The organism is Tateyamaria sp. Alg231-49, assembly GCF_900143535.1.
GTDB lineage: Bacteria > Pseudomonadota > Alphaproteobacteria > Rhodobacterales > Rhodobacteraceae > Tateyamaria.
The window spans coordinates 24188-41180 of sequence record NZ_FRFA01000008.1; the positions used below are offsets into that span (position 1 = coordinate 24188).

Sequence of the window (16993 nt, forward strand, 5' to 3'; positions counted from 1 at the left end):
GGGCGCACTTCAGGTGCGCCCTTTTTCTTTGTGCAGTGCCGGGTCAGCTTTTGCGGATCACATAGGTCTGGATGGGGCCGTGCAGTTCGCTTGAGATCAGCGTATGACCCGCTTCGGCACAAAAGTGTGGGACATCAACGATGGCCGCCGGATCATCAGCCTGCACGGTCAATGTCTCGCCAGCCTTAAGCGCCTGCAAGCGTTTGCGAGCCTTCAGGACTGGGAGGGGGCAAAGAAGGCCAGTGGCATCTAAACTGTGATCGGTGTCGCTCATGCCTTTCACTTAGGCGCGATGTTTCAGACTGTCCACAGACATGTGACTGCCCAAGGGCGTGACGTAGGCAACGTGCCGGGATAGGGGTGGAGCATGTTTGGAATTGACATCATCGACGCGAGCCTGCTTCCGGCTATGAGCGTGGCCTTGCTGGCCGGCATTATCAGCTTTCTCAGCCCATGTGTTCTGCCAATCGTGCCGCCTTATCTGGCCTACATGTCGGGCATGAGCGTGTCAGAGATGTCAGACGGGCGATCAGAGCGCAACCGCGCCACCATCACGGCCCTGTTCTTTGTCCTCGGCCTTAGTACTGTGTTTTTGTTCCTTGGCTTTGCAGCATCGGCATTTGGTGCGTTTTTCCTGTCCAACCAGGTGCTTTTCTCGCAGGTATCTGGGGTAGTCATCATGATATTTGGGCTGCATTTCCTGGGCGTGTTCCGCATCCCATTCCTCGATCAAGAAGCACGCATGGATGCAGGCGATCAGGGTGGCTCTTCCTTTGGGGCCTATGTGCTGGGGCTTGCCTTCGCCTTTGGCTGGACACCATGCATCGGGCCGCAACTGGGCGCGATCCTGACACTTGCCGCCTCTGAGGCGTCTGTGACGCGGGGCACGTTTCTTTTGGGTGTCTATGCGGCAGGCCTCGGCATTCCGTTCCTGTTGGCCGCAATGTTCATGAGCCGTGCGATGGGGTTCATGAACCGGATCAAGCCGCATATGGGGCTGATTGAAAAGGTGATGGGTGGGCTGCTCTTGCTTGTGGGTGCGGCGATGCTGTTTGGGCTTTTCACACGCTTTTCGTTCTGGTTGCTTGAGCAGTTCCCGGTTTTGGCTACTTTTGGCTAAGCAATTTGTGGCGCTAGTTTCGGTCAGACAACGGCCGAAAACCGCATCGAAGTCCGATTTCATATCAATACGCGGATGGGTTCAGAAGATCAGGGCAGGGTGCGTCATCGTGCAGGCTGCAAGTCAGACCCGAAAGGTCGCCGCAGGCTTGCTTAACGATCCGTCAAACGCTTCAGCACAAACACGCGGATGGCCGATGCCAGCCCCACTCCGGGCGCACGTTCAGCATCAATTTCACTGGCCAACGCATTGATCGGCTTGCCATCTGTCTCGGCGATGTCGCGAAAGGCGCGCCAGAACTCTGCCTCGAGGGACACGCTGGTGCGATGCCCTTTGAGGGTCAGAGAGTGTTTCTGCGGTCCGGCACTCATGGCCTACACCCGCTTGGCGCTCTGCTAGGGACGAACTGGATAATCATTTACACACACTTCACTTTTTACGGGTGCGTCTATCACATGGCATTATGGCTTTTTGCCGCCCTGACCAGTGACATCATCGGGCGATTTCAGGGCCTTTCCATCAAGGTCTCGCCTCAGACGCGCACGTTCAAGCCCGTCTGCTTCTTTTTGCACCTTACTGCGCCCATGAACCACCACATTGGTATCCGCGCGCGCCTTAGCAGCCGCGCGCGCTCGTGCTTTACGCACTTTGTTCAGGTTGATGGGCGTTTCGCTCACTTGGGGCCGATCATGTTTTCCGGGCGCACCACACGGTCGAAGGTCTCTTTATCTACAAAGCCGAGGGCAATCGCTTCTTCCAGCAAAGTGGTGCCATTCTTGTGGGCCGTCTTGGCCACTTTGGTGGCGTTGTCATAGCCGATTTCGGGTGCAAGCGCTGTCACCAGCATAAGGGATTCGCGCATCAGCTTGTCGATCCGCACCCGGTCTGCATCCAGACCGACAACAAGATTGTCGGTAAATGTGCTGGCCGCATCGCCAAGCAGTTGCATGGATTGAAGCACATTATAGGCCATCATAGGCTTGTAGACGTTCAACTCGAAATGCCCCTGAGACCCGGCAAAGCCGACGGCCGCGTCATTGCCCATCACATGCGCACAGACCTGTGTCAGTGCCTCACACTGGGTGGGGTTCACTTTGCCGGGCATAATGGATGATCCAGGTTCATTCTCGGGCAGTACCAACTCGCCCAGACCGCAGCGCGGGCCAGATCCCAGCAAGCGAATGTCGTTGGCGATTTTGAAGAGCGACGCAGACACTGTCTTGAGCGCGCCTGACATCTCGACCATCGCATCATGGGCCGCAAGTGCTTCGAACTTGTTGGGTGCGGTGATAAAGGGCAGACCTGTGATCTTGGCCATGTGCGCAGCCACAGCTTCGGCCCAGCCTGTTTTGGTATTGAGGCCCGTACCCACGGCTGTTCCGCCCTGCGCAAGTTCATAGATGCGCCCGAGCGCGTCCTTCACCCGCTCAATCCCCATGGCGACCTGGTGGGCATACCCACCAAATTCCTGAGAGAGCGTCAGAGGGGTCGCATCTTGCGTATGAGTGCGGCCTATCTTGATGATGCCATCAAAGGCTTCAACCTTTGCGACCAGAGCGGCGTGCAGTTTTTCCAAACCCGGCAACAGCACCTGATGTGCTGTCATGGCGGCAGAAATATGCATTGCCGTCGGGAAGGTGTCGTTACTGGACTGACCCATGTTGCAATGATCGTTGGGGTGCACCGGGTCTTTTGACCCAATAACGCCGCCAAGCATTTCGATGGCGCGGTTTGCAATCACTTCATTGGCGTTCATGTTGGATTGTGTGCCGGACCCGGTCTGCCAGACCACCAGCGGAAAATTGTCGTCGAACTTACCCGCCACAACCTCGGACGCCGCCGCAATGATCGCATCCGCCAGTGCGGGATCCAGATCACCCTGCACCTTGTTCTGCATGGCGCAAGCCTGCTTGATCACACCCAGTGCTCGCACGATTGCGATGGGTTGTTTTTCCCAGCCAATCGGAAAATTAATAATCGAACGTTGGGTTTGTGCGCCCCAGTATTTGTCAGACGGAACTTCAAGAGGGCCGAAGCTGTCGGATTCTGTGCGGGTGTCGGCCATAAAGAGGCTCCTATCAATTTATCTCGTTTCTTGGCATGTCGTTTATCGGGCAGGGGCCGGGCAGACAAGCACGCGGCGCTGGGTCACGGTGAATTCGGAGAATGGGTGATGAATCTTGCGTGGTGGCGCGCTATATAAAGAAGGCGCGTGTATTTTAACGGAGTTTTGATCAATGCCAGCTAGCCGCACGGCCGTTCGTCCCGTTCTGCATCATACCGTCCTTGCCTTTTGTACTCTGGTTGCAGGGTTAGCCCTGTTTTGCCTTCAGGCGCGCGCGGATGCCTCTGCATTCGTGGGGAGTTACAGTGGGTCGGCCGAAGTGGTCGCTCTGGATGGTAGCCTGATTCCGCGGGACATGAGCGTCGAGATTTCCGAGACCAAGGATGGGTTTCGCGTCCAATGGACGTCGGTGACCTATCGCGTTGACGGGTCAGTGCGTGAAAAGTCCTACGAAATCGACTTTGTCGACAGTGATCGGGACGCGGTTTTTGCAGCCGCACAACGCAAGAACGTATTTGGGCATGTGGTTCAACTCGATCCGATGAAAGGTGAACCCTATGTCTGGGCGCGTATCGTTGAGCAAACCCTTACCGTCTATTCACTGTTTGTCGGAGCGGATGGTGGGTACAGCTTACAGCAATACGACCGGACACTTGCTGATGGCGGCCTGAATTTGCGGTTCCAAACCATCCGGGACGGCCAAATCCAGCGCGCAGTCGAAACGTTTCTGGCGCGCGACTAATTGGCGGCTACTTTCTGAAACTATCCAGTGACACGATCTCGGCGTCCTTGCCGTCATTGTCTTCTGTACCTTCGTCAGCGACAGGCTTGGGCTTGGTGGCTGGTGAGCTGGGAAAAATGTCCGCCGTTGCACCCGGCACCGCAGCGCCATTTTCGTCATCTTGTGTTTCAAAACGCAGGCCGAATTCCACTGATGGATCTACAAACGTCTTGATGGCGTCGTAGGGAACGTAAAGCGGCTCTGGCATATCACCAAAGTTCAAAGTCACCGCAAACCCGTCGTCACCAACCTCCAGCTTGTCATACCAGTGCTGCATAACAACCGTCATTTCACCGGGATACCGGTCGCTTAACCAATCAGCGAGTTCGGCGTCGGGGTGACTTGTATCAAAGGTGATGAAAAAGTGGTGTGACCCGGGCAAGCCGCGTTCTGCCACATCGTCCAAAACTTTGCGGATGAGGCCACGCATGGCCTCGTGCATCAGGTTGCCATAATCAATGCTGCGGCCCATGGATGTCCTCGCAGGTTACGTGATCAGCATACCCCTTTCCGGCGCGGTGAAAAGAGGTGGCAACCACAAAGCATGATTTAAGTGAAACCAATGAGCGAAAGACCGCATCCCGCCAATGCCATAAGCCCCAGTGTCGGCAATAATTTCACACGCGCCACCAGCATCAACACCATGGCCAAACCCGAGAGGATAAGTGCCCATATATTAAGCGTGGCGAGATCCGGAACGGGCAGGGCAAGGTTTGGAACGGTGCCGACTTGCGCAAAAAACACGTGCAAAGCAAACCAAACAGACAAATTTAGGATAACCCCTACAACGGCGGCCGTAATTCGCCCAAGCGCGGCAGCAAGGCGGGGTCGGGCGGAGATGTGATCGAGATAGGGCCCAGCCGCAAAAATCCATAGAAAACACGGCGTAAAGGTCACCCAGAGCGTCAGCGCACCTGCCGCCAGTGCCAGCCCCAACCCGCCTTGGGCGTAACCGGCGAGCAGGGCCACAAACTCGGTCACCAGAATCAGTGGCCCCGGCGTGGTCTCGGCCAATCCAAGCGCATCAATCATCTGGGGCGTGGTAATCCAGCCGTAGTCCTGCACCACCGCTTGGGTCATGTACGCCAGAACCGCATAGGCCCCGCCAAAAGTGACGATGGCCAGCTTGGAAAAGAAGAGACCGATTTGAAGCAGGAATTCTTGCGCCGTCAGCCACACTAAGACCAATGGCGCGGCCCACAAACTGCCCCAAATCAGAACTGTTTGCACCGTGCGCACGCGGACAGGCGGAGGAGGGGCCTGCGCCGAGGTCAAATCAGCAGTAACATAGCCAAAAAGACCAGCGGCGATCACAATGGCCGGAAATGGCAGGCCAAAGACAAACAGGGCCGCAAACGCAAGCCCCGCCAGTATCCAAGCCGTCTGATCACCCAGCGCTTTTTGTCCAAGGCGTAGCAGCGCCTGCAAGACAACCACGATGACAGTGGCCTTGATGCCCAGAAACGCCGCCTGAACCAGAGGTACATCGCCGAACTGCACATAAAGCAGCGCAAGAGCCAGAATGATCATGGCCCCTGGCACAACGAACAACAGACCTGCCAACAGGCCGCCTGCGACGCCTCGTAGGCGCCAGCCCGCATAAGTCGCCAGTTGCATGGCCTCTGGGCCGGGCAACAACATGCACAAGGATAAGGCGCGCAGATACTGATCTTCGCTTAGCCATTTTTGGCGAGTGACCAAGGCGTCGTGCATCAAAGCGATTTGCGCTGCAGGACCGCCAAAGGACAACAACCCAATACGCCCAAATACCGAGAACAGCGACGCGAACGAAGGCGCGTTCATTGCCCGCGCACGCCCGGCCAGTCGTGGCCCTCATCAGCACCGTCGCGTGCCCAACGATAAAGGGCATCGTAAAGACCAAGGCCCGCCTTGAGTTGATCCTGATCATCCCGGTACTGGCGCGACAAGCCAACGGACATGGCCAAAAGACCGGCCGCCTCTGGCGCCAGATCGTGGCGATTGGTATCCGCGGCGCGGATCACCCGTGCCAGCCGGTCAAGGGCCGGGGAATGAAGCGCGAATTCGTCCAACATGGTGTCAAAGGTGCACGCATCGCCCCTATGGCTCCAGAACACGTCTTCAACGTCAAACGGAGTTGCGCCATAGCGATCAGCGACGCCCATCACTTCACCCGGCGAGACAAACAGAAAACGCGCATTACGATCCACAAAGCGGCGGATCAGCCATGGGCAAGCGATCCGGTCAATCTTGGGGCGATGACGTGTGACCCAAAGGGTCGCACCGTCAACAGGCGCGGGCAGGGCGCTTGCTGGCAAGCGGATCGTGTACTTCATGTCGCGCCACGCGAACATACCGCCTTTGAGGTATTCAGCCCTGTGCCCGTCGGCGCGCAGGCGTGCTGTTAGTCCCTGAGAAAGCTTGATGCCGCGCTGACAGCTGATCACACAAGGCGCATTCCCTAAGAGCTCTTTGAGCCCCTGTAGGTCGGTATGGGGATGTCGGATTGATCCGGGGATCAGAAACGGATCATCGTCAAAATCAGGGTCAATCGAAATATCGACGATCACCGGTGCATCTGGTGTTCCGATGAGGCGCAGGAGTTGAGGTGGAGTGATTTCGTTTGGGGCAGCCATGAGCATGCATCCTTGGATGTGGAGACATGCGAACGTTGGGCTTGGCGCCTCACGGGGTGTTCGCGTTTACCCCATGACCGCATATTGCCTGCGTGCATATCGCCTCGTCAACCCATGCCATGCAAGGTGAACTAGATCGATGCAGAGCACCGTGCGGCCATGGCAACGGCTCCGTGAAAGGTGATGCAATTCAGGTTGCCGATTGTGTTTCTGGTTTATGTGACTTGGCCCTCCGGTGGGGCAGTGTGCCGCCAAAAGAATGACGCCGAGATTTACCGCAGGATCGTGCCGCTCATCAACAGGGCGTCAATATCTTCCGGCAACTGATCCAGTTGTTCGAAAAACCGCAACAGATCAAACTGGGGGTAGCTTTCACTGATAAACCCGTCTTTCTGACGGCACAGGATCTGCTGGTACGCCGTCACAGGTTTGTCGGTCGCCCGAGAGACGCAGGAGATTCTCAGGAACGCCGAACACCACATTCCATCGTCGATGCTGTGTAAGAAGGTCACTTTCTTGTCGCGGACAAGCGCATCAAGTATCTGCATCCACTCGCGGACTTCCTTCGGATCGACGGCGCGCTCCTGGATCAGGATATTGCCGGTCAGATCAGGCTGAAAGTAATCTGCAATGCTGTTGTAACGCAGATTCTCCCAGACCTCGGTGTAAAACCGGCGCAGGATGACGGACGTCGGTTCCATTAGATTGAAGCCCAACTATGTGTTTTCGGCGGCCACTTCGACCTGTTTGTGGGGTGCACACCTGTCATCGCAAACGGGTTCCACCCAACATCACCGCCATGGCATTGTCCGGCAAAAGACCCAACTGCTCGAAAAAGGTGATCGAATCAAGATTGCTGTGAATTTCGATCATGCGCTCACCGTCAAACCGCGCCATGACTTGATTGAACACGTGGATCGGGTTGTTGTTGTCGATCGCATGGCTGTTGATCTCGACGAGGGCAGAAAGCCAGTCGTCCTGTTCCATAATCTTGGGCATCGTAACAGTGATCGGCCCCATGAGAGCGCGCACCATGGCGACCAGCTCTTTCAACTCGTCCGCATCAAACTCGGTGTCCCCCATGATCCCTCGGGTCCGGGCGCCGGGCGCGAACACGTCATCCAAAGCGTCAAGATTTCCCTTAACCCACAGTTCCTGAAAATAGGTTTCGAGCGTCTTGAACTTGTGCGGCATCAGCCCTGACCATGTTTATAGTTCCAAGAGGCAGAGTAGCGGCAGGTGCTTAAGAAATGTTCAAGGCCGTCAAAGCTTTGCGGGGGTAAACCGCCAAGTATCCATGTTGTTTTGAAAGTGCAGGCTTCTGTTGCCAGGTGCCTGCGAACCCCGCCTTAAGCTGCAAAGCGTAAGGACTTAATTTTCGATATTAGGAACAGCTTACGCTGCTACTGCCATCGGAGCACGATTGTCATTTGCAATTGTACAGTTTTCGCCGGTAACGGTGGCAGACAGCCGAGACAAAGCAAACCCCTTTAGACGTCCGTCGATCCTATTTCGACCCCATGATCCCAAATGAAAGGATGTTTGGTGGAGTCGCCGGGTACCGCCCCCGGGTCCGATCCGCTTATTACGAGCGCGTTTATGTCCATAGTCCCGAAGGACACAGAATATATAGGAGGTTGTTGGGCGTGATGCAATCTGCAGCAGCCTTCGGTGAAGATTTTCGAAACAGAGAAGACCTGGAACAACATCAGGTATGCGGCATAGTATATTGAATTGGTTATAAAACCAAAATCATTACCGCCAGAAAAATAACCCCACCTGTTGACGCGACATCATTTCCCGAAGCCGTGATTTTACAGATTGGCCCACAGAAACCAAACTGCCAGCGCCACTTCGATACCGCCAAAGACCAGAACCTTCGCTATCGGTGGCTTGTCAAAAATCAACGACAGAATGCGACCCAACGCAGCGCCTGAAAAAGCAAAGCCAATCATCGCGTACCCCAACGGTTGGCCCAACCAAATCGCAGCACCGCCCGCAACCACGAACAGACCGCCCACACTGGCCCGCATTTCGCTCAAACCCATGGTGCTGTCAGTGGGGGCGAGATCCAGAGCCGACGCGGTGTAGCGTGGCGCGAGGAACCCAAACAGCCCAAAGCCTATGGTCAAGAAAGCGGCAATCACATTCACAACATCAATCATGCAAGATCAGCTAGCGCGCCCAACCCATTCAGGCAAGCGAACTTGGCCAACGATGATCTCTGATCTAGGTGTTAGGGTACACAACCTTTTGGAGAGAACGCGATGACACGCAAGACTGCCAAAGACTTCGACCCCAATATCCTCAAATTGTTTGACGGCTACGTACACGGCGATATGAGCAAGCGCGATTTTTTGCGCGGTGCGGGCAAATATCTTGCCGCGGGCGTCACCGCAACGGCCGTTCTGGAAAGCTTGCAGCCTAACTATGCACTGGCCGAACAGGTATCCCCGGATGACCCCAGCATCGAAACGATGCGGGTGACATACGACAGCCCCGACGGGCACGGCGCAATTGAAGGTTTGATGGCCAAACCCGCTGGCGCCACAGGAAAGTTGCCTGCCGTCCTTGTGATCCACGAAAATCGTGGCTTGAACCCTTACATCGAAGACGTCGTGCGCCGCACAGCCAAGGCCGGATATCTCGCCTTTGGTCCGGACGGACTGTCGCCCTTGGGTGGATATCCTGGCACGGACGATGAAGGGCGCGAGATGCAGCGCTCATTGGATCGCACCAAGCTGCTTCAGGATTTTTTTGCCGCATATGAGTTCCTGACCACCCATGAAGGATCGACAGGGAAGGTGGGCGCCGTGGGCTTCTGTTACGGCGGTGGCGTGTGCAATGCGCTGGCGGTCGCCTATCCTGACATGGCGGCATCTGTACCCTTTTACGGCCGTCAAGCAGCAGCTGAGGATGTGCCAAGCATTCAGGCACCGTTGCTCTTGCACTACGGAGAGTTGGACGAACGCATCAATGCTGGCTGGCCCGCGTTTGAGGCGGCATTAAAGGCCGGGGGCAAAACCTATGATGCGCATATCTACGCGGACGCCCCGCACGGGTTCCACAATGACACGACGCCGCGGTACGACCCGGACGCCGCAGCGCTCGCGTGGGAGCGGACACTGGCTCATTTCGAGACATACCTCACCTGAACCCACAAGCTGCTCCAAGCGTATCCACCGCTAGAGCCCTCAAGCCTCGGCTTTGACATCATCTGGAGTAATTTGGTCGCGCCTTGGGTGCGCGACCAGAGAGGCCGTCAGACCACTGAAAGACACGCGCACTTTGCAAGGTGGTTCACGCGTTGTGTTGTACTGCCCTGCACCAAAGAACCGATTGAGCCAATTCCGCGGCGGCCGGTTACGATCAGGTCGGCACCACACTCATTTGCATATTCGATCATCACATCCGCAGCGTCGCCTAACTTCTGGAGGGATCCGGCCACGCTTTGACCTGCATCCGCGGCGATCTGAATGCCTTCGGCAAGGACCTTTTCTCCCGCTGCCCGCACCTCATCTGGGGACGGCATGGTGGTCGCAGTGTGGTACCCCGCCACTGCGCCCATCGCAAAGGCGACGGTCTGGGGTTGGGGCGTGTGCACAATGTGCAGAGCAGCGTCATATTTTCCCGCGATGTCACACGCCAGACGCAACGCATGTTGCGCAGGTTCCGATCCATCAAGGCCCACAACGATTGTCTTAAACATCTCCGTTCCTCCTCTGCTTCGATTGGTGTACAACCCTAAAGAAGGGCCGCGATGGGTGCCTTGATGTGGATCAACGCCTTTGGGATGCCGCCAATTCGTGACCTCACCAACGCGGACGCCAAGGAGTGGTTGATATGGATCACCAGAGTATTATCGACACGATATCAACCGCAGTTGGCGACACACCCGGCATCGAGGCGCTGTTTCTAAGCGGTAGCCACGCAACCGGGCTGGCGGACGTTTATAGCGATATCGATTTTGTGATGGTGGCAGCGGACGGTGCGACAGACGTCGTGTCAGCCCTTTGGCGTGACGCCGTCGCCCAGACGGGTGAAATTGTGTTGTGGTGGGATCGCACCACGGTGCCTGTTCTTATCAACGCGATAACCGCTGATTGGACACGCACCGATGTTGTCATTCTGAAACCGGAGCAGATGGGTCACCACACACAGGCAGGGTTGAAGCCGTTGTTTGATCATAAAGGGCTGCACGCCACTCTGGCCAAGTCCCCAGCCGCCGGGCAACCCAACCTCAAGAAATTCCGATATCAGATTGAAGAATTCGTTCGCATCCTTGGCCTTTTGCATCTGGCCGTGGGGCGCGAGGAATACATTAATGGCGTGCTTGGGGTGTTCCATCTGCGCGCAGCTCTGGTCGAATTGATGATCGAAGAGACGGCTGCTCCAAATCGCGGTGGTATTCTGCACCTCAACCGGCTGATCACGGACGACCAAAAGCGGGTTTTGATGGCGATGCCTGCCCCAAAACCGGAACGCGAGGGCATGATTGCGGCGCATCTTGCCTATGCGGCTGCGTTCCTGCCAAGGGCAAGGAACAGGGCAGGGGCGTTGGGTGTGGAGTGGCCTGAAAGCTTTGAAGAGGTGACGTGGGCGCGCCTAAAGGAAAGCCTCGACATCGACTGCCCTTATTCGCGCACCTAGAGTGCCGTCCAAACGCCGACAACGCCCACGACGATCAAACTTAGCGCCCAGATCAGATCGAGATCGAACCAGCTGCGCGACACGAATTGCAGCCCCAACCAGCGGTGCACAGCATAGGCCATCGCTCCTCCCGAACCGATCATCGCAATGGTGTGCAAAATCGCGACCCCAAGTGCCAGGGCCGTTGTGGCCATAAGCGCGGAGGCAGCGCGGTGGCCTGCATCCAATTCGTCCAGCGCGCAAAGGCCCAGATAAATCGGCACCAGCATCAAGGCGGCCCCATGCGCAAGGGCCACCAGAAAGGACCACAAAGCCAGCCGATGCGGCGGGATGCGGGCCAAAAAGCGGGGGTGGCTGCGCGTGATCGCAAGGTAAAGGCCCATTACAATCACAACGATCCCGGCACCGATGCGAATTTCGCGCTGATAATCAATCAGAAGGGTCATCATGGAAAAGGGGAGCAGAATGCCCAGCATCGCTGCGAAATGACCCACTGACAGCGCGCCAAGGGCCGGCCACAGCGCGCTGCGCCGACGCTCAAACAGTGCAGACGACACAGCCAGCGGCCAGCCCATGCCTGGGTTAAGGCCGTGATAAAGGCCAGAAAGGATCACGGCGAGCCAGAGGCCCGCCGCGGTTGTCAGGTCCATTTAGACCGAAGGATAGCAGAAACTGTCCGTCGAACAGTCGCCACCCTCAAGCCGGATCTGGTGGCTGCGATAACCTTCTGGGAAATCGACATAGAAATCCTCGGCCAATGTCAGACCACCATTTTCGCCCACATGCGCCATAACCATCTGCCCACCTTCGTCATCCGGGTAGAATTGATCATCCCATGTCGAATACAGTGAGTTTGTCCAGTAGACCCGTTTGCCATCACGGCTGATCTCGACCATTTGCGGCCCGTAGACAAAAGGCTTGCCGTTGGGGTGCTTGGTCTTTTTGACGATGCCGCCGACATCAACCTTGCCCGCAAGGACAGGGTTCATCGGATCAGACACGTCATACTGGTGCATTTCACCCAAGCCCCAGCAGGCGACATACAGGTACTTGTCGTCCATGCTCAGGTCGATGTCGGTGACCAGCGGCGGGCACGCGCCAAAGCCTTTCAACAACTCAGGCAGATCGTCTGCATCCGCAGGGACAGGATCAATGGTTATGGTCTTTTTCGCCTGCCATTCGCCGTTGTCATCCTTCCACCATGTGAAGATTGCGCCTTGCAGGTTGGTGGTGTCGACCACCACGCCGCAGAACCCGTATTCCTTGACCGGGTCATGGGCAGGGCGGATTTCCAAGGCCATCTGGTGGTTTTCGCCCAGATCAATGGACTTGGCCACTTTGCGCGCGCGCAGATCCCAGAAGTGGATCGTATGGCCATACTTGTTGGACAGCAGATCCTCGGCAACGATGCCGTTTTCGAACTGCGGCGGCAGGCCCCATTCAGAGCTGACCATGTAGTCGCGCGGCAGGTTCCACCAGAAATCATAGTGCTTGTCCTGAATGCCACGATCCATCTCGTACCGGCCTTGGATCTCGAAGGTCTGGCAATCCATGATAAAGATGCCTGGAGGGCCATCCGTGCCGTCCTTGCCACCGCCACCTAGGGTCGAGACATAGATGCCTTCGGGTCCGCAGTGGATGGTGTGGGGGCGGGAATAGCCCGTCTTGGCCATTAACTCTTCAGGTTCGATGGTCTTGTGGATTTTCATGTCCATCGGGTCTTTGACATCAATAATATAGATGCGCGACGACCGAATGCCCGGGATGATCAGATAGCGGCGTTCCAAAAACGCATGACCGGTCAGAGGTGACAAAGAAGATGAACAGGCGTTCCAGCCAAAGTGGTGGAATTCATCGCCCAGGTTCGGAACATAGAGAGAATTCACAATCTCGCCGTACGTGTCGGAGGTCGGGTCCAAGTCCACGACAGCGACACCATCAGGCTTGGAAAAATCCGGGCTCAGCATCAGTGTAAAGCCGAGCTTTTCGACCGGGGCCTCCATGGCCATTTTGGGTGAGGGGTAAAATGTTGGATCTGGTCTCAAATTCATATCGTCCTCCCTGACGTTATGGTGGGTTTTCTTTGCCTCGGCCCCTTTGGCGTTCTTAACGACGCATCGGGGATATCAGGCGGTGGTACTCTCCTTTTCTGCCGCCTTTCTGGCGCGGGCATCGGCGACGTTTTGCGCCAGTTCCCGTGTATAGGCTTCTAGTTTGACAAGTGTTTGATCTGTGCGCGCGGCGTCTTTGTCCGTCAGCGCGTCAGCCAGTTCAGTGTGCAGAGCCACGATGGCTTCGCGCGAACGGGCCGAAAACGTGATCATGTTCATCAGGGGCTGCATCGCCTCGACCGCGCCAGCAAGTTGATAGCTGAGCACCTTGTTGCCAGCCCCATCGACCAAAGCGCGGTGAAAGGTGACATCTGAGGCGCAAAACGCCTCGTCCGACAGATCGGGCTGCGACTGGCGGTGGATTTCAGCGCGCATCGTGGCCAATTGATCCGGCGTGCGGCGCTGCGCGGACATTGGGGCGCAGGCGCGCTCCAACGCATAACGGGCCTCACAGGCCACATCAAAGCTGACCGCGTTCATCGACAACAGAAGGGTCGAGGTTGTGACCTGTTGTGTATACGCCTCGGCGTAGCGCAGGCGATTGACGAAAGCACCGCCGGTTGCTCCACGCTGGGTGCGGATCAAGGATTGAGCCGCCAGACGCTTCAATGCTTCCCGCACAGTGGGACGAGACACTTCAAACTGATCGGCCAGTTCAGCTTCAGACGGAAGGCGCTGATCTACGATCAAATCCCCCGCAACTATGGCGTCGCGGATGGCTGTGGCGATCTGGGCGGATAGGTCTTTGGATGAATTAGGATCAATTTTCATTTGTCATACGTTTAAAGGTTTTTTGGGCAAATGAAAATACAAGGTTTAACTTGCAAAGGGCTTTCGATGCGAGGATTCAATATCCACCCGATCACATTATGCGCCTAGGGTCAGCATTCTCTGATATCTGCCGATCCGCACCACCGGAACGGGAATATTTTTGTGCTACCCTGGGCAAAAGCAATTTGACCTCGCGCATAAACATCAGAAAACAAATGAAAAAGCCTCCGCCAAGAAGGGCGAAGGCTTTGATTGGTTTGCCTAATTATCCGGGTTGGCCCGCACTACCAAGCTGACGGCACGTCAAAAAGCAAGGTCCCCTTGACAGCGCCTAAAGGCAGGAGGCTCATTCGTCCCGAACCCACAAAGAGCGGGTCTCGTCTAACGAGTTTGTCAAACTAAAAACCGTTGTACGGCGGTTCGCTTTCGGGCTCAGGCTCTTCTTCAGGGGGTTCTTCCTGTGGGGGCTCTTCCTGAGGAGGTTCTTCCTGAGGAGGTTCTTCTGGATCGCCGCCTCTTTCGTGTTCGTCCTCTTCTAAAGACGCCGTAGCCGTATCCGTCAACAAACCGGCCAGAAGCGGGCAAGCATCGTAGGCGTAGTTCAAAACTTCGCCGAAGTCCTTATCCCTCTGGATCCGCGAGATGAATGAGACGGTGATCTCTTGGCACGCGCAAATCGCAGCAAAATCATCGGCAGCCAAAGACAAACGAGCAGATTTTGCATTGCAAACTGCGGACGTTTCCGCTGCCATAACTGGTTGCGGTGTGAACAATGCCAATGAAGCCAGAACAGTTCCGGTCGAAAAAGATGTGCGAACCAGCATCATGCGACCTCGCTTACTTTTTTATTGCGGTACCGCGAAAATGCGAAGCAACCGCCAAATGCACTCAACATGAACATAAAGGACGCAGGCAACGGCACAGCAGAGAGGCTTACGGCCCCGCGACCCAAGGTTACGGGCTGTTCAATCACCTTACCAGTTAGCTCGTAGTGACCCGCCTCTAGATACCATTTTCCTGAACTCCAAAGATCATTATGGAAAGCAGCTTCCCATTCATTTTCAATGTTATCACCTCCAGCGCCTTTACCCACCGCTTCATAGTCAAACTTGGAAGTCTGACCTAACAAAGTGAAAACGCTGTTATCTACCGAAGTGTCTCTCAAATAAAGTTCAAACCGGTCACCATCAAGCCATCCATCAGTGACCCTCAACGCTGAACGCCCGGTAAGTGAAAAACTGAAAGTTAACACTCCCAAGTCTTCAGCGCTTTCCTGAACACCATTTGGTCTCTCCCCCAGCTCGCGGGTGTCCAGAAAACCGCCTTCTTGGTGATCTTTTGAAAATCTGAATTCGTTCCAGTCCGAATTTGCTTCGATAACCTTTGTCACAGGCACTGTCGTACCGCTGGCGAAGCTGGGCAAAGCAGCAATGCATGCTGTTGCGAGGAGTTTTTTGAGGTACATTTTTGTCAACCTAATTCATAATCATTACTAACGCTGCGCGGCGTTTGGGCCGAAATCGGTCGCTGCGAACTTACGTAGGTTGGGTGCCACAGTTTTGCAACATTCGCAACACAATGTCGTCTTAAGTGTGTCCGAAATGCCGCTTTGCTCACAAAGGAATACCCCAGTAGCGAATGGTGGCCACAGGAACAGCAAGACTGTCATTCATCATAAGCGGCGGCGATCAAAATGCCGGAGTATATTGATAGTAAATGTAAAATAGTTACGCAGCTAAGGTGTTTACCCACTTCGCTTTGACAGAAAACTACTGATCGCTGGAATTGTAGCGGCCAAGTTTGTGCCGGCAAATCAACATCGCTGGTGCAGTGTCAGAGCAATAGAGGGAGTGTAGAACATTGGCACCGTACGTCGGATGATTGTTTGCTTCTAAGCAACAAGCGCGCGATTCTGGGGCCTTCGCCTAGACAGTTGCAATACGTCTTCTTGGCGGATCAGGTGGCCAGCGCTGCGCACTAAACGCCACAAATGTCTGCAATTGAGAAACGGAGGTGGAGCCCGGCTAAATGTTCTGCTCAGCCGTTTATCACCAAACCCACCCATTTTTCAGGCTGGTCAGGATTTTGCATGCGCAGGAACGTGTAATTTGTCTTCCGCCAAAGCTTGATTTGATCTGAGAGGTTATCAAGAATGAAGTCCCCTTTGTCGGTCCGAAGTACCAACACTGCATGCGACCGCCGCTTATGATCAAGAACGGTCGCGAGAAGCAGTCTTTGCGGAGCTATACCGGCACGCACAAGTTCCAGTTTTTTAAGAAGAGCAAAATCCTCGCAGTCCCCACCTCCTGATGTCGGAAGGGTCCAATAATCTTCGCGTCGGTATTGTACTTTATCCGCGACATCTCGGATTTGACGGTTCACCTTGCGATTGATGTTGCCGATGAGCCGCAAGTCACTTTGGGTTACGCTTTTGTTTGCCCGTGAAGAGGAGCAGACCCAATCGTATTTGTTGCAAATTCCCTTGGCACCGGTAGGGGCATTCATGGCCAGCTTTACTTTAAGAAAGTCGTTTGTAGACGCTTTTGTCTCAGTCGGCTGGAAGGCCGCCATAATGCCTAAAAGACATAGAAAAGTACCTGCCTTTAACTTTTGGCTCGTACTAATATCGAAGCTTATACGCTCCAGAATCTTGTTCAGGTGTGTCATGGCAGCGGCCTCGATTGTTAAACCTTCTGTCAACAGGCAGACCGCAACCCAAAAGTCTGCGAACCAGCACGTGTTGCAAAAGTGATCGCAACTATAAGTGGCGAAACTTAGGCCCAAATTTGTCCAGAAAAATAAATGCAAAGAAGGACCAGTATCTTTACGCCGCTGTGGCCCAAGCAGATATGCAGATCAATGGCCGGCTGGGCAAAATGG

Annotated in this window: 21 protein-coding genes and 1 other RNA gene; 4 read left to right on the forward strand and 18 right to left on the reverse strand. The window is 55.4% G+C overall.

What is annotated here, in order from left to right:
* Window positions 1-43 precede the first annotated feature (43 nt).
* Window positions 44-274 carry a sulfurtransferase TusA family protein gene (locus DHN60_RS13500; protein WP_108837856.1) on the reverse strand — a complete coding sequence of 77 codons (231 nt, stop codon included), beginning with the start codon at window positions 272-274 and terminating at the stop codon, window positions 44-46.
* A gap of 93 nt (window positions 275-367) precedes the next feature.
* On the opposite strand from DHN60_RS13500, the gene DHN60_RS13505 reads away from it, so the two are divergent.
* A complete protein-coding gene (locus DHN60_RS13505; protein WP_108837857.1) occupies window positions 368-1120 on the forward strand; it encodes a cytochrome c biogenesis CcdA family protein in 753 nt (250 codons plus the stop codon).
* Between the two features lie 152 nt (window positions 1121-1272).
* Here the strand turns inward: DHN60_RS13505 and DHN60_RS13510 are convergent, their stop codons facing one another.
* The 3 genes from DHN60_RS13510 to fumC all read right to left on the reverse strand — a co-directional run bounded on the left by DHN60_RS13510 (window position 1273) and on the right by fumC (window position 3185).
* Window positions 1273-1491, reverse strand: a complete 219-nt coding sequence (locus tag DHN60_RS13510; protein ID WP_108837858.1) for a ribbon-helix-helix domain-containing protein — start codon at window positions 1489-1491, stop codon at window positions 1273-1275.
* Window positions 1492-1581: 90 nt separating this feature from the next.
* Window positions 1582-1797, reverse strand: coding sequence for a DUF4169 family protein (locus DHN60_RS13515; protein ID WP_108837859.1), 216 nt, complete (start codon window positions 1795-1797; stop codon window positions 1582-1584).
* Window positions 1794-3185 carry a class II fumarate hydratase gene (fumC, locus tag DHN60_RS13520; protein ID WP_108837860.1) on the reverse strand — a complete coding sequence of 464 codons (1392 nt, stop codon included), beginning with the start codon at window positions 3183-3185 and terminating at the stop codon, window positions 1794-1796. Before fumC ends, DHN60_RS13515 begins: the two co-directional genes overlap by 4 nt.
* Window positions 3186-3357: 172 nt before the next feature.
* Between fumC and DHN60_RS13525 the strand changes: the two genes are divergently transcribed.
* Window positions 3358-3927, forward strand: coding sequence for a hypothetical protein (locus tag DHN60_RS13525; RefSeq protein WP_234423638.1), 570 nt, complete (start codon window positions 3358-3360; stop codon window positions 3925-3927).
* A gap of 7 nt (window positions 3928-3934) precedes the next feature.
* On the opposite strand, the gene DHN60_RS13530 is transcribed toward DHN60_RS13525, so the two are convergent.
* From DHN60_RS13530 to DHN60_RS13560, 7 genes are all read right to left on the reverse strand, one after another.
* Window positions 3935-4438 (reverse strand): SspB family protein, encoded by a 504-nt coding sequence (locus DHN60_RS13530; protein WP_108837861.1) that lies wholly within the window; start codon window positions 4436-4438, stop codon window positions 3935-3937.
* A gap of 77 nt (window positions 4439-4515) precedes the next feature.
* Window positions 4516-5769 carry a chromate efflux transporter gene (gene chrA, locus DHN60_RS13535; RefSeq protein WP_108837862.1) on the reverse strand — a complete coding sequence of 418 codons (1254 nt, stop codon included), beginning with the start codon at window positions 5767-5769 and terminating at the stop codon, window positions 4516-4518.
* Window positions 5766-6581, reverse strand: a complete 816-nt coding sequence (locus DHN60_RS13540; RefSeq protein WP_108838048.1) for a sulfurtransferase/chromate resistance protein — start codon at window positions 6579-6581, stop codon at window positions 5766-5768. Before DHN60_RS13540 ends, chrA begins: the two co-directional genes overlap by 4 nt.
* Window positions 6582-6853: 272 nt before the next feature.
* A complete protein-coding gene (locus DHN60_RS13545) occupies window positions 6854-7282 on the reverse strand; it encodes an ester cyclase (protein ID WP_108837863.1) in 429 nt (142 codons plus the stop codon).
* Between the two features lie 64 nt (window positions 7283-7346).
* The gene (locus tag DHN60_RS13550; protein WP_108837864.1) at window positions 7347-7775 is read right to left on the reverse strand and encodes a nuclear transport factor 2 family protein; all 429 of its coding nucleotides are present in this window, start codon (window positions 7773-7775) and stop codon (window positions 7347-7349) included.
* Between the two features lie 116 nt (window positions 7776-7891).
* Window positions 7892-8240, reverse strand: a transfer-messenger RNA (tmRNA) gene (gene ssrA / locus DHN60_RS13555).
* A gap of 155 nt (window positions 8241-8395) precedes the next feature.
* Window positions 8396-8746, reverse strand: coding sequence for a DUF4345 family protein (locus DHN60_RS13560; protein WP_108837865.1), 351 nt, complete (start codon window positions 8744-8746; stop codon window positions 8396-8398).
* Window positions 8747-8848: 102 nt separating this feature from the next.
* On the opposite strand from DHN60_RS13560, the gene yghX reads away from it, so the two are divergent.
* Entirely contained in the window at window positions 8849-9736 is an 888-nt protein-coding gene (gene yghX, locus DHN60_RS13565; protein ID WP_108837866.1) for a YghX family hydrolase, read from the forward strand.
* A 107-nt stretch (window positions 9737-9843) separates the two neighbouring features.
* On the opposite strand, the gene DHN60_RS13570 is transcribed toward yghX, so the two are convergent.
* On the reverse strand, window positions 9844-10290 hold the full coding sequence (locus DHN60_RS13570) for a universal stress protein (protein ID WP_108837867.1): 447 nt from the start codon (window positions 10288-10290) through the stop codon (window positions 9844-9846).
* Window positions 10291-10424: 134 nt separating this feature from the next.
* Here DHN60_RS13570 and DHN60_RS13575 point away from each other — a divergent pair, with 134 nt between their 5' ends.
* On the forward strand, window positions 10425-11231 hold the full coding sequence (locus DHN60_RS13575; RefSeq protein WP_108838049.1) for a nucleotidyltransferase domain-containing protein: 807 nt from the start codon (window positions 10425-10427) through the stop codon (window positions 11229-11231).
* Here DHN60_RS13575 and DHN60_RS13580 read toward each other — a convergent pair.
* The 6 genes from DHN60_RS13580 to DHN60_RS13605 form a co-directional block, all read right to left on the reverse strand.
* Window positions 11228-11881 carry a hypothetical protein gene (locus DHN60_RS13580; RefSeq protein WP_108837868.1) on the reverse strand — a complete coding sequence of 218 codons (654 nt, stop codon included), beginning with the start codon at window positions 11879-11881 and terminating at the stop codon, window positions 11228-11230. The genes DHN60_RS13575 and DHN60_RS13580 overlap by 4 nt on opposite strands.
* Complete coding sequence (locus tag DHN60_RS13585) at window positions 11882-13282, reverse strand: selenium-binding protein SBP56-related protein (protein WP_108837869.1); 1401 nt, start codon at window positions 13280-13282, stop codon at window positions 11882-11884.
* A 75-nt stretch (window positions 13283-13357) separates the two neighbouring features.
* A complete protein-coding gene (locus DHN60_RS13590) occupies window positions 13358-14113 on the reverse strand; it encodes a FadR/GntR family transcriptional regulator (RefSeq protein ID WP_108837870.1) in 756 nt (251 codons plus the stop codon).
* A gap of 398 nt (window positions 14114-14511) precedes the next feature.
* Entirely contained in the window at window positions 14512-14940 is a 429-nt protein-coding gene (locus DHN60_RS22515; protein WP_199913676.1) for a hypothetical protein, read from the reverse strand.
* Window positions 14937-15578 carry a hypothetical protein gene (locus tag DHN60_RS13600; protein ID WP_108837871.1) on the reverse strand — a complete coding sequence of 214 codons (642 nt, stop codon included), beginning with the start codon at window positions 15576-15578 and terminating at the stop codon, window positions 14937-14939. Before DHN60_RS13600 ends, DHN60_RS22515 begins: the two co-directional genes overlap by 4 nt.
* Window positions 15579-16150: 572 nt before the next feature.
* On the reverse strand, window positions 16151-16780 hold the full coding sequence (locus tag DHN60_RS13605) for a transglutaminase-like cysteine peptidase (protein WP_108837872.1): 630 nt from the start codon (window positions 16778-16780) through the stop codon (window positions 16151-16153).
* Between the last annotated feature and the right edge of the window lie 213 nt (window positions 16781-16993).

Excerpts from the sequence above, each read along its gene's own strand:
- DHN60_RS13500 (WP_108837856.1), bottom strand. The coding sequence starts at position 274 with ATGAGCGACACCGATCACAGTTTAGATGCCACTGGCCTTCTTTGCCCC.
- DHN60_RS13505 (WP_108837857.1), top strand. The coding sequence starts at position 368 with ATGTTTGGAATTGACATCATCGACGCGAGCCTGCTTCCGGCTATGAGC.
- DHN60_RS13510 (WP_108837858.1), bottom strand. The coding sequence starts at position 1,491 with ATGAGTGCCGGACCGCAGAAACACTCTCTGACCCTCAAAGGGCATCGC.
- fumC (WP_108837860.1), bottom strand. The coding sequence starts at position 3,185 with ATGGCCGACACCCGCACAGAATCCGACAGCTTCGGCCCTCTTGAAGTT.
- DHN60_RS13525 (WP_234423638.1), top strand. The coding sequence starts at position 3,358 with ATGCCAGCTAGCCGCACGGCCGTTCGTCCCGTTCTGCATCATACCGTC.
- DHN60_RS13530 (WP_108837861.1), bottom strand. The coding sequence starts at position 4,438 with ATGGGCCGCAGCATTGATTATGGCAACCTGATGCACGAGGCCATGCGT.
- chrA (WP_108837862.1), bottom strand. The coding sequence starts at position 5,769 with ATGAACGCGCCTTCGTTCGCGTCGCTGTTCTCGGTATTTGGGCGTATT.
- DHN60_RS13540 (WP_108838048.1), bottom strand. The coding sequence starts at position 6,581 with ATGGCTGCCCCAAACGAAATCACTCCACCTCAACTCCTGCGCCTCATC.
- DHN60_RS13545 (WP_108837863.1), bottom strand. The coding sequence starts at position 7,282 with ATGGAACCGACGTCCGTCATCCTGCGCCGGTTTTACACCGAGGTCTGG.
- DHN60_RS13550 (WP_108837864.1), bottom strand. The coding sequence starts at position 7,775 with ATGCCGCACAAGTTCAAGACGCTCGAAACCTATTTTCAGGAACTGTGG.
- DHN60_RS13560 (WP_108837865.1), bottom strand. The coding sequence starts at position 8,746 with ATGATTGATGTTGTGAATGTGATTGCCGCTTTCTTGACCATAGGCTTT.
- yghX (WP_108837866.1), top strand. The coding sequence starts at position 8,849 with ATGACACGCAAGACTGCCAAAGACTTCGACCCCAATATCCTCAAATTG.
- DHN60_RS13570 (WP_108837867.1), bottom strand. The coding sequence starts at position 10,290 with ATGTTTAAGACAATCGTTGTGGGCCTTGATGGATCGGAACCTGCGCAA.
- DHN60_RS13575 (WP_108838049.1), top strand. The coding sequence starts at position 10,425 with ATGGATCACCAGAGTATTATCGACACGATATCAACCGCAGTTGGCGAC.
- DHN60_RS13580 (WP_108837868.1), bottom strand. The coding sequence starts at position 11,881 with ATGGACCTGACAACCGCGGCGGGCCTCTGGCTCGCCGTGATCCTTTCT.
- DHN60_RS13585 (WP_108837869.1), bottom strand. The coding sequence starts at position 13,282 with ATGAATTTGAGACCAGATCCAACATTTTACCCCTCACCCAAAATGGCC.
- DHN60_RS13590 (WP_108837870.1), bottom strand. The coding sequence starts at position 14,113 with ATGAAAATTGATCCTAATTCATCCAAAGACCTATCCGCCCAGATCGCC.
- DHN60_RS22515 (WP_199913676.1), bottom strand. The coding sequence starts at position 14,940 with ATGATGCTGGTTCGCACATCTTTTTCGACCGGAACTGTTCTGGCTTCA.
- DHN60_RS13600 (WP_108837871.1), bottom strand. The coding sequence starts at position 15,578 with ATGTACCTCAAAAAACTCCTCGCAACAGCATGCATTGCTGCTTTGCCC.
- DHN60_RS13605 (WP_108837872.1), bottom strand. The coding sequence starts at position 16,780 with ATGACACACCTGAACAAGATTCTGGAGCGTATAAGCTTCGATATTAGT.